The organism is Paraburkholderia sp. J94 (assembly GCF_905220285.1).
Lineage (GTDB): Bacteria > Pseudomonadota > Gammaproteobacteria > Burkholderiales > Burkholderiaceae > Paraburkholderia > Paraburkholderia tropica_A.
The window spans coordinates 564,726-581,697 of the sequence record NZ_CAJMZH010000002.1; the positions used below are offsets into that span (position 1 = coordinate 564,726).

General features: G+C 63.0%; 19 protein-coding genes. 3 read left to right on the plus strand and 16 right to left on the minus strand.

The window, feature by feature from the left end:
* Window positions 1-30: 30 nt before the first annotated feature.
* Window positions 31-825, plus strand: a complete 795-nt coding sequence (locus tag U4Y88_RS05800; protein WP_321782855.1) for an SDR family oxidoreductase — start codon at window positions 31-33, stop codon at window positions 823-825.
* 159 nt (window positions 826-984) lie between these two features.
* On the opposite strand, the gene U4Y88_RS05805 is transcribed toward U4Y88_RS05800, so the two are convergent.
* From U4Y88_RS05805 to U4Y88_RS05840, 8 genes are all read right to left on the minus strand, one after another.
* Window positions 985-1,146, minus strand: a complete 162-nt coding sequence (locus tag U4Y88_RS05805; protein WP_224009681.1) for a DUF1328 family protein — start codon at window positions 1,144-1,146, stop codon at window positions 985-987.
* Window positions 1,147-1,197: 51 nt separating this feature from the next.
* Entirely contained in the window at window positions 1,198-1,785 is a 588-nt protein-coding gene (locus U4Y88_RS05810; protein ID WP_321782857.1) for a hypothetical protein, read from the minus strand.
* Window positions 1,786-1,804: 19 nt separating this feature from the next.
* Entirely contained in the window at window positions 1,805-2,077 is a 273-nt protein-coding gene (locus U4Y88_RS05815; protein WP_321782859.1) for a DUF1488 domain-containing protein, read from the minus strand.
* Window positions 2,074-2,688 carry a type 1 glutamine amidotransferase domain-containing protein gene (locus U4Y88_RS05820; RefSeq protein WP_321782861.1) on the minus strand — a complete coding sequence of 205 codons (615 nt, stop codon included), beginning with the start codon at window positions 2,686-2,688 and terminating at the stop codon, window positions 2,074-2,076. The genes U4Y88_RS05815 and U4Y88_RS05820 overlap by 4 nt, the downstream gene beginning before the upstream one ends.
* Before the next feature lie 108 nt (window positions 2,689-2,796).
* Complete coding sequence (locus U4Y88_RS05825) at window positions 2,797-3,156, minus strand: hypothetical protein (protein ID WP_321782863.1); 360 nt, start codon at window positions 3,154-3,156, stop codon at window positions 2,797-2,799.
* A 245-nt stretch (window positions 3,157-3,401) separates the two neighbouring features.
* Window positions 3,402-4,271 carry an alpha/beta hydrolase family protein gene (locus U4Y88_RS05830; protein WP_321782865.1) on the minus strand — a complete coding sequence of 290 codons (870 nt, stop codon included), beginning with the start codon at window positions 4,269-4,271 and terminating at the stop codon, window positions 3,402-3,404.
* 163 nt (window positions 4,272-4,434) lie between these two features.
* Entirely contained in the window at window positions 4,435-4,761 is a 327-nt protein-coding gene (locus U4Y88_RS05835) for a hypothetical protein (protein ID WP_224009694.1), read from the minus strand.
* A 131-nt stretch (window positions 4,762-4,892) separates the two neighbouring features.
* Window positions 4,893-6,104 carry a sugar transporter gene (locus tag U4Y88_RS05840; protein ID WP_321782867.1) on the minus strand — a complete coding sequence of 404 codons (1,212 nt, stop codon included), beginning with the start codon at window positions 6,102-6,104 and terminating at the stop codon, window positions 4,893-4,895.
* Between the two features lie 281 nt (window positions 6,105-6,385).
* Here U4Y88_RS05840 and U4Y88_RS05845 point away from each other — a divergent pair, with 281 nt between their 5' ends.
* Entirely contained in the window at window positions 6,386-6,826 is a 441-nt protein-coding gene (locus tag U4Y88_RS05845) for a hypothetical protein (protein ID WP_110326782.1), read from the plus strand.
* 105 nt (window positions 6,827-6,931) lie between these two features.
* On the opposite strand, the gene U4Y88_RS05850 is transcribed toward U4Y88_RS05845, so the two are convergent.
* From U4Y88_RS05850 to rhaM, 7 genes are all read right to left on the minus strand, one after another.
* A complete protein-coding gene (locus U4Y88_RS05850) occupies window positions 6,932-8,458 on the minus strand; it encodes a methyl-accepting chemotaxis protein (protein WP_224011607.1) in 1,527 nt (508 codons plus the stop codon).
* Between the two features lie 321 nt (window positions 8,459-8,779).
* Window positions 8,780-9,787, minus strand: coding sequence for a rhamnose ABC transporter substrate-binding protein (rhaS, locus tag U4Y88_RS05855; RefSeq protein WP_310631959.1), 1,008 nt, complete (start codon window positions 9,785-9,787; stop codon window positions 8,780-8,782).
* 137 nt (window positions 9,788-9,924) lie between these two features.
* A complete protein-coding gene (locus tag U4Y88_RS05860; protein ID WP_224011609.1) occupies window positions 9,925-10,947 on the minus strand; it encodes an ABC transporter permease in 1,023 nt (340 codons plus the stop codon).
* Window positions 10,940-11,995 carry an ABC transporter permease gene (locus U4Y88_RS05865; protein WP_310631961.1) on the minus strand — a complete coding sequence of 352 codons (1,056 nt, stop codon included), beginning with the start codon at window positions 11,993-11,995 and terminating at the stop codon, window positions 10,940-10,942. Before U4Y88_RS05865 ends, U4Y88_RS05860 begins: the two co-directional genes overlap by 8 nt.
* Window positions 11,992-13,527 (minus strand): sugar ABC transporter ATP-binding protein, encoded by a 1,536-nt coding sequence (locus U4Y88_RS05870; RefSeq protein WP_310631962.1) that lies wholly within the window; start codon window positions 13,525-13,527, stop codon window positions 11,992-11,994. Before U4Y88_RS05870 ends, U4Y88_RS05865 begins: the two co-directional genes overlap by 4 nt.
* A gap of 54 nt (window positions 13,528-13,581) precedes the next feature.
* Window positions 13,582-14,481, minus strand: coding sequence for an amidohydrolase family protein (locus tag U4Y88_RS05875; protein ID WP_321782869.1), 900 nt, complete (start codon window positions 14,479-14,481; stop codon window positions 13,582-13,584).
* A 90-nt stretch (window positions 14,482-14,571) separates the two neighbouring features.
* Window positions 14,572-14,886 (minus strand): L-rhamnose mutarotase, encoded by a 315-nt coding sequence (gene rhaM, locus U4Y88_RS05880; RefSeq protein WP_321782982.1) that lies wholly within the window; start codon window positions 14,884-14,886, stop codon window positions 14,572-14,574.
* 223 nt (window positions 14,887-15,109) lie between these two features.
* On the opposite strand from rhaM, the gene U4Y88_RS05885 reads away from it, so the two are divergent.
* Complete coding sequence (locus U4Y88_RS05885; RefSeq protein WP_321782870.1) at window positions 15,110-16,147, plus strand: LysR family transcriptional regulator; 1,038 nt, start codon at window positions 15,110-15,112, stop codon at window positions 16,145-16,147.
* A gap of 19 nt (window positions 16,148-16,166) precedes the next feature.
* Here U4Y88_RS05885 and U4Y88_RS05890 read toward each other — a convergent pair whose 3' ends face one another.
* Window positions 16,167-16,949, minus strand: coding sequence for an SDR family NAD(P)-dependent oxidoreductase (locus U4Y88_RS05890; protein WP_224011614.1), 783 nt, complete (start codon window positions 16,947-16,949; stop codon window positions 16,167-16,169).
* Between the last annotated feature and the right edge of the window lie 23 nt (window positions 16,950-16,972).

The window sequence follows — 16,972 nt, forward strand, 5'->3', positions numbered from 1 at the left end:
CTTCTCCCCCGATTGATGCAAGGAGCCACGATGAAAATCGATTTGTCTGGAAAACTCGCGCTCGTGACCGGCTCGGCGGCCGGAATCGGCCTCGCCATCGCCAAAGGTCTCGCCGAAACCGGCGCGACCGTGATCGTGAGCAGCCGCCACGCCGCCAACGTCAACGATGCCGAAGCGGCCGTGCGCGCCGCTGTGCCGGGCGCGCAAGTGCAGGGTTTCGTCGGCGACCTGTCGAATACGCAGGGCTGCGATGCGCTCGTGAAAGCGCATCCAAAAGTCGATATCCTCGTCAACAATCTCGGCGTGTTTCAGCAGGAAGATTTCTTCGAGATTCCCGATAGCGAATGGCAGCGATTTTTTGAAACCAATGTGATGTCGGGCGTGCGGCTCTCGCGCGCGTATGCGGGCGCGATGGTCAAGCAGGGCTGGGGGCGCATCGTGTTCATCTCGTCGGAATCGGGACTCAATATTCCCGCCGACATGGTTCACTACGGCATGACCAAGACCGCGCAGCTCGCCGTGGCGCGCGGGCTCGCCAAGCGCCTCGCCGGCACAGGCGTGACGGTGAATTCGGTGCTGCCAGGACCGACGCTTTCGGATGGCGTGGAAGCGATGCTTCGGGACGAAGTCGCAAAGACCGGCAAGACGGTCGAGGAAGTCGCGGCGGCTTTCGTGCAGCAACATCGCGCCTCGTCGATCATCCGCCGCGCCGCGAGCGTGGAGGAAGTGGCGAACATGGTCGTCTATGCGTGCTCGACGCAGGCTTCCGCCACCACGGGCGCTGCGCTGCGCGTCGACGGCGGCGTGGTCGATACCATCGCCTGATACTGATTCGATATCCTTAGCAAATTTCGCGACGTGGAGATGTCGAACTCGCGATTGCCGCGCTGCACAAGGTGTGACACATAAAGAAACGGCCCGCGAATTCCGCGGGCCGTTTTCATTTTCACGCGCGTGCAAAGCGTGATGTCGACGCATTTACCCTCAGCGCCGCACAACGCCAACCAGCAACGTGACGAGAAAGATCACGATAAAGATAAAGAACAGAATCTTGGCAATGGATGCCGCGCCCGCTGCAATGCCGCCAAAGCCGAAGACGGCGGCAATGATCGCGATGATGAAGAAAATGACTGCGTATTGAAGCATGACGTCCTCCGGTCTTCGAAAAAAGAATTCGACATGAATCGCGAGGCGTGCCTAGCGCGGCACGGATTGCACGGGCTCGACGGTTTGGGTCGGATCGAAGTCCGCCCATTTACCTTGTTGCCAACGGCCGTGTGCTCGCTCCACTTCCACGCCGCCCGCCGCGCCCAATACCTCGGCGGCCTGACGCTGCGTGTCGGGACTCACATGCACGGCCACGAGCACGCCCGATTCGCGGCCGTGCGGCGTGCCGTCCGGGTCGTGAGCGATATCGGGCGCCTTGCCATGACCGCCGCCGCGCGTTTCCATCAGCGCGCCCGCGAGCGTGCCCACATAGGCGCCCACGCCGGCCGCCACCGCCAGCACGAGCAACGAACGTAAAAAGAGGAGCGACAGCACGATGGCGATGACCACGCCTGCAAGCGCGCCCACGCCGGCTCCCGCTCCTGCGCCAAGCGAGGCCCAGCGTGACTGGGGATCGACGAAGCGGTCGCCGCCCACGGGAAAGCGAGCGTGCTGGCCGCCCGGATTCACGTAAAAGAGCGACACGTCGTCGTCGATGAATCCGTTCGTGTGAAGCTGGCCGATGGCCGCTTCGGCGTCGTTGAACGTCGTGAAGCGGCTCGCAACGATCAGAGACATAGCCGTTCTCCTTGCTCGATCAACCTTGAATACGGAAGTGGCCGCTATGCAGCACCACGCCGCCGCCCGTCTGTTCGATGGACTCGGTACAGACGCTGCGAATCTGTGCGCGACCGCGCACGAACGCCTCCTGCAGCGGCCCTTCGAGCGCCGATTCCGCGCCAAAGTGATCTTCGAGCGCTTCAGCGCTGATGGCGCAATCGACAGGTTCGCCGTCCACTTCGGCGATGAAATGCATCAACAGATTCGCACCGTCGAATTCAGGCGCGTCATTCCGGTAGTGGATGTTCATATCGGAATCCTTATCGATTTTGGCCAACGATGCGCCGTAGACGACTGACGCGGCGCGTGCCCGCTTTTTGGCGCAGCCGTCAGGCAAGCGATCAATTCCGCGTTGAAGGCCGGCAAATCGTCAGGCTTGCGGCTCGTGACGAAATTGCCGTCGCGCACCACGCGCTGATCGACCCATGTGCCGCCCGCGTTGCGAATATCGTCTTGCAGCGAAGGCCAGCTCGTCATGGTGCGCCCTTTCACGATGCCCGCCGACACCGGCAGCCAACCGCCATGGCAGATCGCCGCGATGGGTTTGTGGGCGGCATTCGCCGACTTCACGAACGCCTGTGCCTCGGGGATCAGACGAATCGCGTCGCCGTTGATCACGCCGCCGGGCAGCACCACCGCGTCGTAATCGTCGGGCTTCGCCTGCGCGAACGTACGATCGACCTTCACGCGCGCGCCCTTGTCGATATGCCGAAATCCCTGAATTTCGCCGGGTTCGCTCGATATCACGTCGACGTGCGCGCCAGCTTCGATCAGTGCCTGTTGCGGCCCGGTGAGTTCGACTTCCTCGAAACCGTCCACGGCGAGGATCGCTACCTTGCAATGTTCCAGTTCACGCGTCATCACGCACTCCTTCGACTGTCTCGTTGAGGCATCGGCTCACATCATCGAATAGTTGAGCAAGCCGGATGCCCGAGGTTAAAGGGCGCAACGCAGGACACGTCACGCGAATCATTGCGTCGTGTTCGGCGACGTGGTCTGCGGCATCGATTGCGAGTTGCCGCCGTTGTTGTTCCAGCCCGGCGCGGTCGAAGGCGACTTGTTCGGCGTCGAGCCCGTGCCGGTGCCCATGCCGCCGCCTACGCCCGTGCTGCCCGGCGCGCCGTAACCGCTGGTATCGCCGTTCGTGCCGGTACTGCCGTTTCCGTTCGCGCCCATGCCGTTATTCGGCGCCATGCCTGCCGCGCCCTGCGCGGTGCCGCCGCCCGCGCCCACGCCGCCCGATCCTCCCATCCCGCCTGCTGCGTATGCCGCGCCGGAAAGCGCCATTGCGAGAACCCATGTCACTGCCTTGATCGTCGGTCTGCTCATCGTCGTTCTCCTTGAAAACGATTCGTTTGCCGATATGCGGCGCGTCGCCTGCCGGTGTGTACGTGCATCGCGAGGCGCGCCGCGCGAACACCTTCGTGAGCGCAAGCGATGTGCCGCACGAAGCCGGATAAACACGACGGAGCAAAAAATCAACGAGGAAGAAAAGCGCGGGCAGAAATAGAAACGGGCCCGTCTTCGCGGGCCCGTTCAAACAGATAAGTCAGGGATGCGTTAAATACCGCGTTTCAAGCCAGATGCGCAGGCCGATGCCAGCCGTTTTGCTGAAACGTGGTGGAGAAGAACAACACCTGGTAACGAATCGAATTCGACCAGTATGACCACGTATGGCCGCCGGGCCGCTCCGCATAATCGTGAGGCACGCCCAATGCAATGAGCTTCTCATGCAGCGTGCGATTCGATTGCACGAAGAAGTCGCTCACGCCGCAATCGATCGTGAGCGCGATATGCGCGTGCTCGAAACTGCTTGCGTCTTCGACGATGGCGTTGCGGGTCCAGAAGTCCGCATGGCGTGCGGGATTGCCGAACACGCGGTCGATGCCCGGTTCGTCCTCGCAATTGCGCGGATCGACTGCGCCGCTGATGCTGCCTGCGGCGCCAAACGTTTCCTGCCGGTCGAGCGCGATACGCAGCGCCCCGAATCCGCCCATGCTCAAGCCGGTGATCGCACGCGCCTGCCGCGTGGCGATCGTGCGGAAATGCGTGTCGATCCACGAAACGACTTCGGTGCCGATATAGGTTTCGTATTGGCTCGCCTGATCGAACGGACTGTCGATATACCAGCTTTCGTGACCGCCATCGGGCATCACGAGAATCACGTGATAGCGGTCAGCGAGTTTGCCGATCTGCGTATTCGAGGTCCAGTCCGCGTAATTGCCGCCGGAACCGTGCAGCACATACACCACCGGATAGCGCGTGGTGCCGCTGCCGCGCCCGTAATCGCCGGGCAGGACCACGGTGGCGTCGAACGCGCGATGCATGGCGACGCTCGGAATCGAGACGATTTTCGTCTGGAACGCCCAAACGGGTGCGCTAAAAAACACAATCAGAAACAGCCAGAACACACGCAGGGGCCGGAACGCGCGGGCTTTATTCATGAGTGGTCGCTCTTGTCAGATAGCCACGAGGGGCACGACATCAGCGACGACTCTAGCAACTGGCACTTACAACCAAATTTCGGCGAACCCTACGGCGACATTCACGGCCCCATTCGTCCACTAATTGGGCACGGCGAACCTGATCGCTCATTCAGTCGCTTATCTAATCGCCATTGCGCCGCCTGCGCCGTAGCCGCCCTTGCGGCTCGCCCTCGTGCAGCAGCCCCTTCTGGCGCGGCGTGAGCGGATCGTTCAGGCAAGGCTCGGCGTCGAGTTCCTGCTCGAAGCGCTCCCAGATGCCCGCGGGCGTATTGGCGGTGCCCACGCGCGTACCGATCATCATGCGGACCTGATTCGCGCGGCTAATGGTCGAGCGCAATCGATGAATCTCCCAAAGCAGCCGCAAGACCACGGGCAGCGGATGCTGGTCGTAAATATCGGCCAGCTCCGCTGCCGTGAGCGGAGGGAAATGACGATGATTTCGTCCCATGATTGCGTGTGAAGTCCTGCGCCGAGCACTGTATATATATACAGGTTAGCACACGCATGAATCGTTCTGGAAGGTCCTGGCGACGCGATTGAAGCGGGTGAAAAAGGGTGCATGGCACCCTTTTAATGAGGCTAATGCGGCGCGTGTGCGTCCATATCGATAGGCGCATGATGGCTGCCATACAGGCGCAACGCCAGCGCACAGATCGCCGCGCCGAGTCCGCCCGCCACGCCGCCGAAAGTGCCGAGCCACGCAATGCCGAAGTCGTTGGCAATATGATTGCCGAGCAGCGCGCCCGCGCCGATGCCCACGTTATACAAACCGGAATAGATCGAGACCGCGAGATCGGCGGCATCGGGCGCGAGCCGCAGCACCCACGCCTGCATGGCCAGGCCGAAACACACGACCGCGCCGCCCCAGATCGCCGTATGTACGGACAGCGTCACGATATTGAGCGCACACGGAAACAGCACGAGCAGACATACGCAAATCGCAAAGACGGCCGAGCGCAGGAACTGTTCGGGACGTTGCGGAAACAGGCGATTGAAACCAATAGCGGCGGGAATGCCGGCCGCGCCGAACAGAATCAGCAAATACGTAATGCGGCCGTTGCTTTCCTGGCCGACGTGGTGAATAAACGGCTCGATATACGTATACGACGTGAAGTGCGCGCATACGACGAGCACGGTAATCAGATAAAGCGATACCAGCATCGGCTTTTTAAACAGCACGGGCAGGCTTTTGAACGACCCGGTCTGATGGCTCTCGAGCTTCGGCAACGCGACACGCAGCATCAGCAGCGTGACGCCGGCGGCCGCCGCGATCGCCAGAAACGTTTCGCGCCAGCCCAGCGTTTCGCCGATCACACGGCCAAGCGGAATGCCCGCCACCATGGCGATCGACGTGCCCATGCCGAGCATGCCGAGCGCGCGGCTTTTCTGGCCGGGCGGCGCGAGCCGCACGACCAGCGACACCGATATCGACCAGAAAATCGCATGCGCACACGCAATACCGATCCGGCCGACGACCAGCACGGGAAAACTCCACGCCACGCCGGTCAAAATGTGGCTGGCGATAAACAAACCGAATACGCCGGTCAATAACTTGCGGCGCTCGATATTGCGCGTCAGCAGCATCAGCGGCAGCGACGCCACCGCCACCGTCCACGCGTAGATCGTCAGCATGAGGCCGACGTCGGTCGCCTTCATTTGCAGGCTGTCGCCAATCGCGCTGAGCAGCGCCACCGGGACGAATTCGGTCGTGTTGAAAATAAATGCGGACAGCGCCAATACCAGCACGCCCCACCAGGCGTAACCGGATGTGCTCCGTTCAGGCGTCGACATATTCAATCAGGGGCAAAAAGCAAAACAGCGGCAATTATCACGTAAAGCACGTGCAAGCCTGTTGCAACGCGCAAAAAGGGTTCATGCGGGCAAATTTACCGGACCATAACGCCCCAATAACGTCCGCCGTTTATTTCAGTTTGCGTAAGGGGCTCTCGCGGAATCACGGGTGTTTGCGATCATTTTGTTACACCTCTTACCCCCAAACCTTGCCGTCGTTACAGGAGCCTTTCAGATTGGAAGTTATACTCAGCGCCGGATTAAAACCAATGAGTTCACTCATGAAGAAATTCTTCCCGATGATGGCGATTGCAGCGCTGGCTGCCACGGCTTCGATTCCGGCAATGGCCGGCGACATGAACAATGCGCTGGGCGGCGCGCTCGGCGGCGTGGCCGGCGCAGCGCTGGGCGGCGCGGTCGGCGGCAGCACGGGCGCCGTGATCGGCGGCGCGGTGGGCGGCGGCGCGGGCGGCGCAGTGACGTCGAACCGTCGCGAACGCACGGGCGCCATCATTGGCGGCGCACTCGGCGGCGGCGCGGGCACGGCGGCCGGCAACGCCATGGGCGGCCGTACCGGCGGCCTCGTTGGCGCGGCGCTCGGCGGCGGCGCGGGTTCGGCGCTCGGCGGCAACATCTCGCGGTCGAATTCATACGCAGACGACTACTCGCGCGGCTATCACGGCAAGCGTCACCACGGCAACAAGCATCGCCATTGGGATTGAAGCGCCCGCTCCTCCGCGAGTCCGCTTTAAAGAAAAACGGCACGGCGAATTGAATCGCCGTGCCGTTTTTTTTATTCGCCTCGCGCGTGAATCGCGAATCGACTATCAAGCGAGCCGGAACACGCCCACCGCTTCGCGCAATTCCACCGCCTGCTCGGCCAAGGCATGCGCGGCCGCCGACGCCTCTTCCACGAGCGCCGCATTCTGCTGCGTGACTTCGTCCATTTGCGTAACCGCCACATTCACCTGCTCGATACCGGTGCTCTGCTCCTGCGAAGCGGTCGCGATTTCGTCGATGATGGTCGTCACGCGCTGCACGGCCGCCACCATGTCCTGGATCACGCTGCCCGCGTCGTTCACGAGCGACGATCCCGCGTCGATGCGCTGCGCCGAAGCCTCGATCAGCTTTTTGATTTCCTTCGCCGCCGCGCCGCTGCGCTGCGCGAGCGTGCGCACTTCCGAAGCGACCACCGCGAAGCCGCGTCCTTCCTCGCCCGCGCGCGCGGCCTCGACTGCCGCATTCAACGCGAGAATATTGGTTTGAAACGCAATGCCGTCGATGACCGCGATGATGTCGACGATCTCGCCGGAACTCGTCGAAATGCCGCGCATGGTCTCGACCACTTCGGCCATCAGATCCTTGCCGCGCACCGCCGTGCCCGCCGCGTCGCTGGCCAGCAGCGCAGCCTGTTTCGCGTTCGCCGCGTTCTGGCGCACGGTGGCCGTGATCTGCTCCATGCTTGCGGCCGTTTCTTCGAGCGAGGCGGCCTGTTCTTCGGTACGCGACGACAGACCCTGATTGCCCGCCGCGATCTGCCCGCTCGCCGACGCCACGCCTTCCGCATGTCCGCGCACCTGGCTCACCACGCCCACGAGGCTGCGCTGCATGCCCTTCAGCGCGCGCAGCAGGAGCGCCGTTTCATCGCGTCCGCTTGCCTGCACTTCGAACGCGAGATTGCCTTCGGCCACCGCGCTCGCGCAATCGAGCGCGCGCGAGAGCGGCTTCGTCACGGTGCGGCTGAACAACCAGCTACCGGTCATCGAGATGATGAGCGCGGCCACCATCAGCACCGCGCTGATCGCCGTCGCGTGGCGCGCTTCTTCCGCTGCATCGGCGGAAATCTGCGCACTGTCCGCCGCGATCTTGCGCGCGGCCTGATCGAGCAGCGCGGCGGGCGCGCGGTCCACGCCGGCCACCGCGTGATCGCCGGCCGTCGGATCGAAACCCGCCGCCTTGAATGCCGCGAGACCGTTGCGATAGCCCTCGCCCATTTTCGTGTGCGCACTCGCGAATTGATCGATCAGATCGCGGCTTTCGCCAGCGGGCAAACTCGCCTTGAGTTGCGCGGCGAGCGTATCCACTTCGCGCTCGCGCGCCTGAAACGCGGACCAATGCTTGTCGAGCATCGCCGGATCCTTACCGCGCAGCAGCGTGTCTTTCCATTCCTGAACCTGCACCTTGAACGCGAGCAGCGTGTTCATCACGGCGCGCTCGTTCGCCACGCTGCTCTGCACCGTCGTGCCGTACACGGTCAGCGACTGGTTCAGCGAGTAGATTCCGTAGAACGCCCCCGCGAACATCAACAGGAGCGCCGCCGCGAACGCGAGCGGAATCTTCAGGGTCAGCTTCATCGTCTATTCCTTGCGGTTGCCATGCGCGCCGCGCCGGGCGTCAATCGCCCGGCGGCCAGCGCCACGTCATGCTATCGGCAAGGAATTCGCAAACTGAAGGGACGGGAAGGCACGAAAAAAGACTCTTCCTCGATTTGATTTAATCAGACAAAAGCGCGATGCCACGCCTCGATGACAACAATAAACGGGGCCATGAATCGGGGTAAATTCAGGGGCTATATTCAGGGGCCAAAAAAAGACCCGGCATCGCCGGGTCGTGTTGCCTTGCATCGAATCGCATTGAATCGCGCAATGCCGAAATGCCACGATGCAATCGATATTTCAGAAATTGAAATTGTCGATATTCGACGCGTCGAACGTGGTCGGCGGCCCGAGAATCACTTCGCCGCTCTTGCCGACGGTGCGCTTGCCGAGCTTGCCCGCCTCGAACGTGTCGCCTTCCTTGCCGGTGATCGTGCCCGACGCGAGATTCGCCGCCGCATAGGCCGCGAGATAGCCGAGCGCACCCGGATCCCAAAGCTGGAACGCCTTCACGGTGCCGTTCTTCACGAACGCGCGCATCTGATTCGGCGTGCCGAGACCCGTCACCGCCACCTTGCCTTTGCTCGACGACGACGAGATATAACGCGCGGCCGCCGCGATGCCCACCGACGTCGGCGCGACGATCGCCTTCAGGTTCGGATACGCTTGCAGCAGGCCTTGCGTTTCGACGAACGACTTCTGGTCGTCGTCATTGCCGTAAGCGATTTTCACGAGCTTCATCTTCGCGTATTCGGGCTTCTTCAATTCTTCCTGCATCCACTTGATCCACGTATTCTGATTCGTGGCATTCGGCGTGGCCGAAAGAATCGCGAATTCGCCTTCGTTGTTCATCAGCTTGGCGACGAGTTGAATCTGGCCGCGGCCAATGCTTTCCGCGTTGGCCTGATTCACGAAGATCTGCCGGCCGTCGGGCGCGGTATCGGAATCGAACGTGACGACCTTGATGCCCTGCGCCATTGCACGCTTCAGATACGGCACGAGCGCGTTGGCGTCGTTGGCCGCGATCACGATGGCGTCCTGATGCTGCGTGGTCAGCGTGTTGATGTACGAGACCTGCGAGGACGCGCCCGCATCCGAAGGACCGACGACCTTGCCTTCGCCCTTGAACTCCTTGATGGCGTCCATGCCGCCGTTGTCGGCGATCACTTCGTACGGGTTGTTGATCTGCTTCGGCACGAAGGCGATCTTCAAGCCTTCCTTGATGCCCGCGGCGTGCGCGGTCAATCCCGCGCCCAAAAGCGTCGCGCACAGCAGGGCCGTGCACATGTGACGTACTGGCTTCATCATGAACGTGTCTCCTCGATGGATGCCCGAAGCGATTCGGGCGCATGCTACTTCGTTGTGACTTCGTTATTGCGGCTTCGTGTTGCGTTGATGACTGGATTGCGACTTCGACTACGAATGAGGTCCTGGTGAATGGCGCGTCATGCAGCCTGCCGCGCGAGCGCGCGCCGGTCGCGCAGCGTGCGCCAGCGCGCCGCGAGATTCGGAATCAGCACCGAGGCGAGCAGCAACGCCCCCGTCACGATCGTGAGCGTTTCGCTGGACACGTCGGCGAGCGTCAGCGCATTCTTCAGGACACCGACAATCAGCAGCGAAAGCAGCACGCCATACATCGAGCCGCGCCCGCCGAAAATACTCACGCCGCCGAACAGCACCGCCGCGATCACCGACAATTCGAAACCCTCGCCGTTGTCGCCGCGCGCGCTCGTGAAGCGCAGCGTGTAGACGATGCCCGCGAGCGCGCTCATCACGCCCGACAACACGAAAAGGCGGATCTTGACCTTCGCGACGTCGATGCCCGAAAACGAAGCCGCCGTGCTGTTCGCGCCGATTGCGTAGAGGCTGCGTCCGAACGCCGTGGCTTGCAGCAGCAACGTGAAGATCACCGCGCACGCCACGACAATCAGGAACGGCAGCGGAATGAACGTGCTGCCGAGGTTGCTCATGCCGAACAGCGTGTATGCGGGCGGAAAATCGGCAATCGCCTGATCGCCGAGCAGCACATAGGCGAGACCGCGAAAGAGCGCGAGCGTGCCGATCGTGACGGCCAGCGAAGGCAGATTCAGCTTCACGATCACGAGGCCGTTGAAAAGACCGGCGAGGCCGCCGGCCACGATCACGAGCACCATCGCGAGCGGCATCGGCATGCCCATGTGCCAGAGCACGCCGAGCAGCGCGCTCGACGCACCGAGCACCGACGCCACCGAAAGATCGATTTCGGCCGCGACGATGATGAGCGTCATCGGCAAGGCCATGAGTGCGACTTCGGTGAGATCCGCGAGCACGTTGCTCAGGTTCGCACCCGTGAGAAACACGTTCGACAGCAAACGCCCCGCGAGCAGCGAGAGCACGAGTATCACCACGAGCAGCGTTTCCCAACTGAGCGGCAGGCCCGGACGGCGCGTGAGCAATGCGGAATCCGGTTTGGAAGCAGGCTTAGCCATGATCGCGTTTCCTCATCATGCGTTTGGCGACGGAGCGGGCGAGCAGCGTATCGGCGGCGATGGCCGCGACGATCAGCGCGCCTTGAATGGCCTGCTCCCAGAATGGCGAGACGTGCAGCACGACGAGCGCGATACTGATCACGCCGAGCACCAGCGCGCCGAGCGTCGCGCCGAGTATCGTGCCCACGCCGCCTGTGATCGCCACGCTGCCCACCACGGCGGCGGCCACCACTTGCAGTTCGATGCCTTTCGCGGTGCTCGCGTCGACAGTGCCGAAACGCGCGAGCCACAGCGCGCCCGCGAGTCCCGCAATCGCGCCGCTGATCATGAAACCCACGGCCACGCGCCGTTCGACGTTGATGCCCGCGAGCCGCGCGGCTTCCGGGTTCGAGCCGATCGCATAGTATTCGCGGCCGGGCCGGAACTGCTTCAGATACACGGAGAGCGCGATAAGCAGCACGATCGCGATCAGCGCGAGCACCGGCACGCCAAGCAGCGATCCTGTAGCGAGACGCGAGAACGCATCGGGCAGGCTCGTGGCGTTGATCTGTCCGCCATGCACCCACGCATAATCTGCACCCCGAAATATATACAGGGTCGACAGCGTGGCGACCAGCGACGGCACGCGCCCCACCGCCACCAGCAGCGCGTTGATCGAGCCCGCCACCACGCCGATCGCCAGCCCCGCGAGCAAGGCGACGATTACCGGCATATGCGGAAACGCCACATACAGACTGCCGACCGCATACGCGCTCACGCCCACCGTCGACCCCACCGAGAGATCGATATGGCGCATCAGGATCACGATCGTCATGCCCGCCGTGAGCAGGCTGACGATGGCGACGTTGAGCAGCACGTCGCGCAGATTCTGCAGATTGAGGAACTGCGGCTTCGCGAGCGACGTGCCGCCGATGATCAGCAGCAGCACGACGAACAGCGTGGTCTCGCGGCTTTTCGCGAGCGCCTGCATCAGTGCGGCCGGCCCGTTGCGCGGCGCGCGCGGTTCGCCGCCGTGCAAGGGATGAGGAGAAGTGGAATGACCCATCATGCTGCATGCCCCAGATGAATGTTGGTCTGACCGAGCGCCGCGCTCATGATGCGTTCCTCGTTGGCGTCGGCGCGCGCGATATCGGCGGTGATGCGGCCTTCGTGCATGACCAGCACGCGGTCGGCCATGCCGAGCACTTCCGGCAGTTCGCTCGAAATCATCAGCACGGCCATGCCTTCACGCACGAGTTCGGCGAGCGCGCCATAGACTTCCGCTTTCGCGCCCACGTCGATGCCGCGCGTCGGTTCGTCGATGATCAGCACTTTCGGCCCCGTGGCGAGCCACTTGCCGAGCACCACTTTCTGCTGGTTGCCGCCCGACAGCGTCCCCACGGGCGCATTCAGATCGCTCGCCTTGAGGCGCAGCCGCGTGCCCCATTGCCCCGCGAGCTGCACTTCGCGTCCCGCTGAAATCAGGCCGAATCGCACCAGACGCCCGAGTACGGTCAGCGACGCATTGCGCGCGATGCTCAGTTCGAGCGCGAGCCCCTGCTGCCGCCGGTCCTCGGGCACGAGCGCGAGCCCGGCCCGCACGGCCGCCGCCGGCTTGCCCATCTTCAGCGGCTTGCCTGCGATCTGCACTTGCCCCGCATCGCTCGGATCGATGCCGAAGATCGCGCGCGCCACTTCGCTGCGGCCCGCGCCCACGAGTCCCGCAAGCGCGACGATCTCGCCCGCGCGCACGTCGAACGCGATGTCCTTGAAAACGCCGCGCCGCGTGAGGCCGCGCACGCGCAGCATCACTTCGCCGGGCTTCACGTCGGCCTTCGGATAGAAGGTCGCGAGATCGCGGCCCACCATCTTCGCGACGATGTCCTGCGTATTCAGCGTGGCCGTGGGCGCGTCGAACACCTTGGCGCCGTCGCGCATGATGGTCACGTGCTGCGTGAGCACGAACACCTCTTCGAGCCGGTGCGTAATGAACAGAATCGCCACGCCGCGTTCGCGCAGCTTGCGCGCGATGGTAAAGAGCCGCTCCACTTCGGGCAGCGACAGCGCGGCCGTGGGCTCGTCCATGATCAGCACGTTAGCATTGAGCGACAGCGCTTTCGCGATCTCGATCACCTGCTGATCCGCAATCGACAAGCCGCGCACGAGGCGCTCGGCCCTGAGGTCGACACCGAGCGACGCGAGCAGCGCCGCCACTTCGCGATGCATGGTGTCGTAGTCGATACGCCCCACCTTGTCCACGGGCTGACGGCCCATGTAAATGTTTTCGGCGATCGACAGATCGAAAAACAGTGTGGGCTCCTGATAAATGACCGCGATACCCATGTCGCGCGCCTGAGCGGGCGAGGTGAACTCGCGCGCCTCGCCATCGACGAACAATTCGCCGCTATCGGGACGATGCACGCCCGCGAGTATCTTCACGAGCGTCGACTTGCCCGCGCCGTTTTCGCCGAGCAGCGCATGCACCTCGCCCGCCTTGAGCACGAGCGAGCCGTCCACGAGCGCGCGCACGCGCCCAAACGACTTGCTCGCGCCGCGCAGTTCGAGACGCGGTACGTCTGCGGCCTGGGTTTTCGATTCCACGCATGTCTCCTGATTAGCGGCTCGTGCTTGTTTTCGTGCGCGAGCGCGGATTCTCTAGATGCGATAAATGCGTTCGGCGTTGCCGCAAAAGAGCGCGTGTCTGTCGCGCTCGCTGGCGTCGCTCACGATCGCGGCATAGGCGTGCCACAAGTCGGCGTAACTGCCGAACAGACGATCGACCGGGAAATTCGACGCGAACATCGCGCGCTCCACACCGAATGCGTCGATGGCTTCGAGCACATACGGCCGCAGACTTTCCACGCTCCACGTGTGATCGAACATCGCCAGCCCGCTGATCTTCACCGACACGTTCGGGCAGGCCGCGAGCAGCCGCAGCCCTTCGCGCCACGCGCGCCAGCCCGCCACGCTGCTGCGATCGACGAACATGCCGCAATGATTGACGACGAGCGCAATGCCCGGATGCGCGCGCGCGAGCGCGGCGGCCTCTTCCATTTGCGCGGGATACAGTTGCAGATCGAATGAGAAATCGTGCTGCTCAAGTAAAGCAAAGTGCTCGCGCCACAGCGTTTCGCGCATATAGTGGCGGCCCACGTAGTCATACAGCGAATTCGTGTGCACGTTGAGAATCTGGCGAATGCCGCGCACGCGTTTGAACGCCGCGTGCTGCGCGAGAATGTCCGGCGCGTTGGCCGCGCTCAGATCGCAGGCGGCCACGATGGCATTCGGCAAACCGCGCGCGGGATTGCCATCGGCCTCCGCGAGCGATTCGAGCCAGCGCGTTTCCTCCACCGGATCGGCGGGATCGTGATTCGCTTCCACGTGCACCACCTTGAGCACATGGATATCGCCGGCCTCGCGCACGAGATCGGCGGGCAAATAGTTATGCTTGAGTTCGCGCGCATCGCAGACGAACGACGTGGCGGGCTTCGCGAGCCACGGATAATGATGCGTGTCGAGGTCCCAGAAGTGGACGTGCGGATCGACGACCTGCATGGCATGCTCCTCAGGGCGAATCATGACGGCAGCGTGAAAACCGGTTCAACGGGTAAGGCGGCGTAAGACAGTCCACCGCTTCGCGCCATTTCAAGGCAGATGAAACACCGGCACGAGCGGATGGGTTACCGGCACATTGCCCTCGCCCGTCTGCATGATGTCGGCCATGTAATCCCACCATTTGCGCATCACTTCGGTTTCGGGCAAACGGTCCATGCCGTGATCGGCGGGCCGTTTGAGCACGGCAAACAGCGCATGCGTGCTTTCGTCGAGAAAAATCCAGTAATCGCTTACACCCGCGTCGCGCAGCGACTGCGCGAGTTCAGGCCAGATTTCGCGGTGACGCCGCTCGTATTCGTCCCGCTTGCCGGGATCGAGCTGCATGCGAAACGCCAGTGTTTCCATGATCGTGTCTCCGTCCAGCTTCATTGCGCTGATCCGCTATTGCGCCGCTATTCAATGACTGTTTTGGCGGCGGCGCTGCTTATTTTTGGTGCGTCCTGGCGTTTGCCCTGGCCCGCATCGATTGCGTGCTTTTGCAGCGAGTCGAACGACTATAATTCGCCCATCGATAGCCAACCAATCCGATGTTGGGATCGGGCGATACATAAACCGGATCGCAGGACCCATGAACCATCAGACCGCCGTCGTCTCGCTCGTCAATCGTCTCAAGTTCAAGCACCTCGCCTTGCTCGTTGCGCTCGACGACGCGCGCAACGTGCATCAGGCCGCCGACGTCATCAACGTGGCGCAGCCTAGCGCGAGCCGCATGCTCAGCGACATCGAAGAGGCCTTTGGTTTCCGCCTTTTCGAGCGCAATGCACGCGGCATGCAGCCCACGGCGCTCGGCGTCGTCACGCTCGCCTATGCGCGCCGCGCGCTGTCCGACCTCACGCGTTTCGCCGAAGATCTCGACGTCAAGCGGCGCGGCGGACACGGCCAGTTGACCGTGGGCGCCATCATGGGCGCCGCGCCCGATCTGCTCGCACATGCTGTTGCCATGCTCAAGACCGAGCGGCCGCTGCTGCACGTGCGCATCCTCGGCGAAACCAGCGACCAGGTCGTGCAGCTGCTGCATCGCCGCGACGTCGATCTCGCGCTCGGCCGTCTCACCACGCCGTTGCAGCACAACGATTTCAGCTTCGAGCCGCTGGCGCGCGAAACGCTCGTGCTCGTCGTGCGTGCGCGTCATCCGCTCGCGCGGCACGAACAGATCACGCTCGCCGAACTGATGGACTGGCCGTGGGTCGCGCAACCTATCACGAGTCCCGCGCGCGAATTGTTCGAAGGCGAACTCGCGCGCGCCGGGCTCGCCACGCCGATGAATCTCACCGAATCGGCCTCGATTTTCGCCACGCTGCAACTGCTCGAAAGTTTCGACGCCGTGGCCATGCTGCCCGAATCGGTCGTGCGCGATCACGTGCGCGGCAAGCTGCTCGTGGTGCTGCCGCTCGAAATCGGCAAGAGCCTGCCCGGCTACGGCGTGCTCACGCGCAAGAACGAAGCGCTCGCGGAACCGGCCGAGCATTTCGTCGGGCTGCTGCGCCGTTTCTCGCAGCCGTTCAAGGTCGACGATCAGGCTCACGATACGAAAGCCCAGCAACCGGCCCGATCCGCGAAAGCCGCGAAAGCCGCGAAGTCCGCCATCGTCCAAGGCCAATCGTGATTCCAGTGATTCATCTGGATTACTGAAGATTCACGAACAGGCCGCCGTCTACCAGCAGCGACGCGCCGGTGACATAGCGCGCGCGATCCGAAGCCAGAAACACCACGCATTCGGCAACATCGTCGGGCGCGCCCAGGCGGCCCAGCGGAATGCGTTTTTCGAAGTACGCACGCTTCGATTCGTCGGCGAGATCTTCTGCGTTCAGGTCGGTGGCGATCGTGCCCGGCATCACCGAGTTGCAGCGGATGCCGTACGGTCCAAGCGCAATCGCGCACGACTGCATCAGCGAATGCACGCCCGCTTTCGTGGGCGTGTAGTGCGTCTGCATACCGCCGCCGACGAGCGCGCTGATCGAACTCGTCGCCACGATCGCGCCGCCCGTGCCCTGCTCCTTCATTTGCCGCGCCACGGCCTGCGTGACATAGAACGCGCCATTCAGATTCACGCCGATGGTGCGTTCGAGCACGGCGGGCGGCATGTCCAGAAACGAATGAAACGGACACACGCCCGCGTTGCTCGCGAGCACGTCGACCTTGCCGAAATGCTCCACCGTCTGACGCACGAGATCGACGCCCGTTTGCGGCGCGGCCACGTTGCCTTCCACGGCAATCGCACGGCGTCCCAGACGCTCGATCTCGTCGAGCACTTCCGAAATCGCCGAGCGCCGTCCATATGTGGCGTCGTTATCGCCCCAGTAATTGATCGCGACGTCGGCGCCCTCGCGCGCGCTGGCGAGCGCAATGGCGCGTCCGATGCCGCGCGAACCGCCGGTGACGATCACCACCTTGTCCTTGAGCAGCACGATGCAATCTCCTTTCGTTGTGT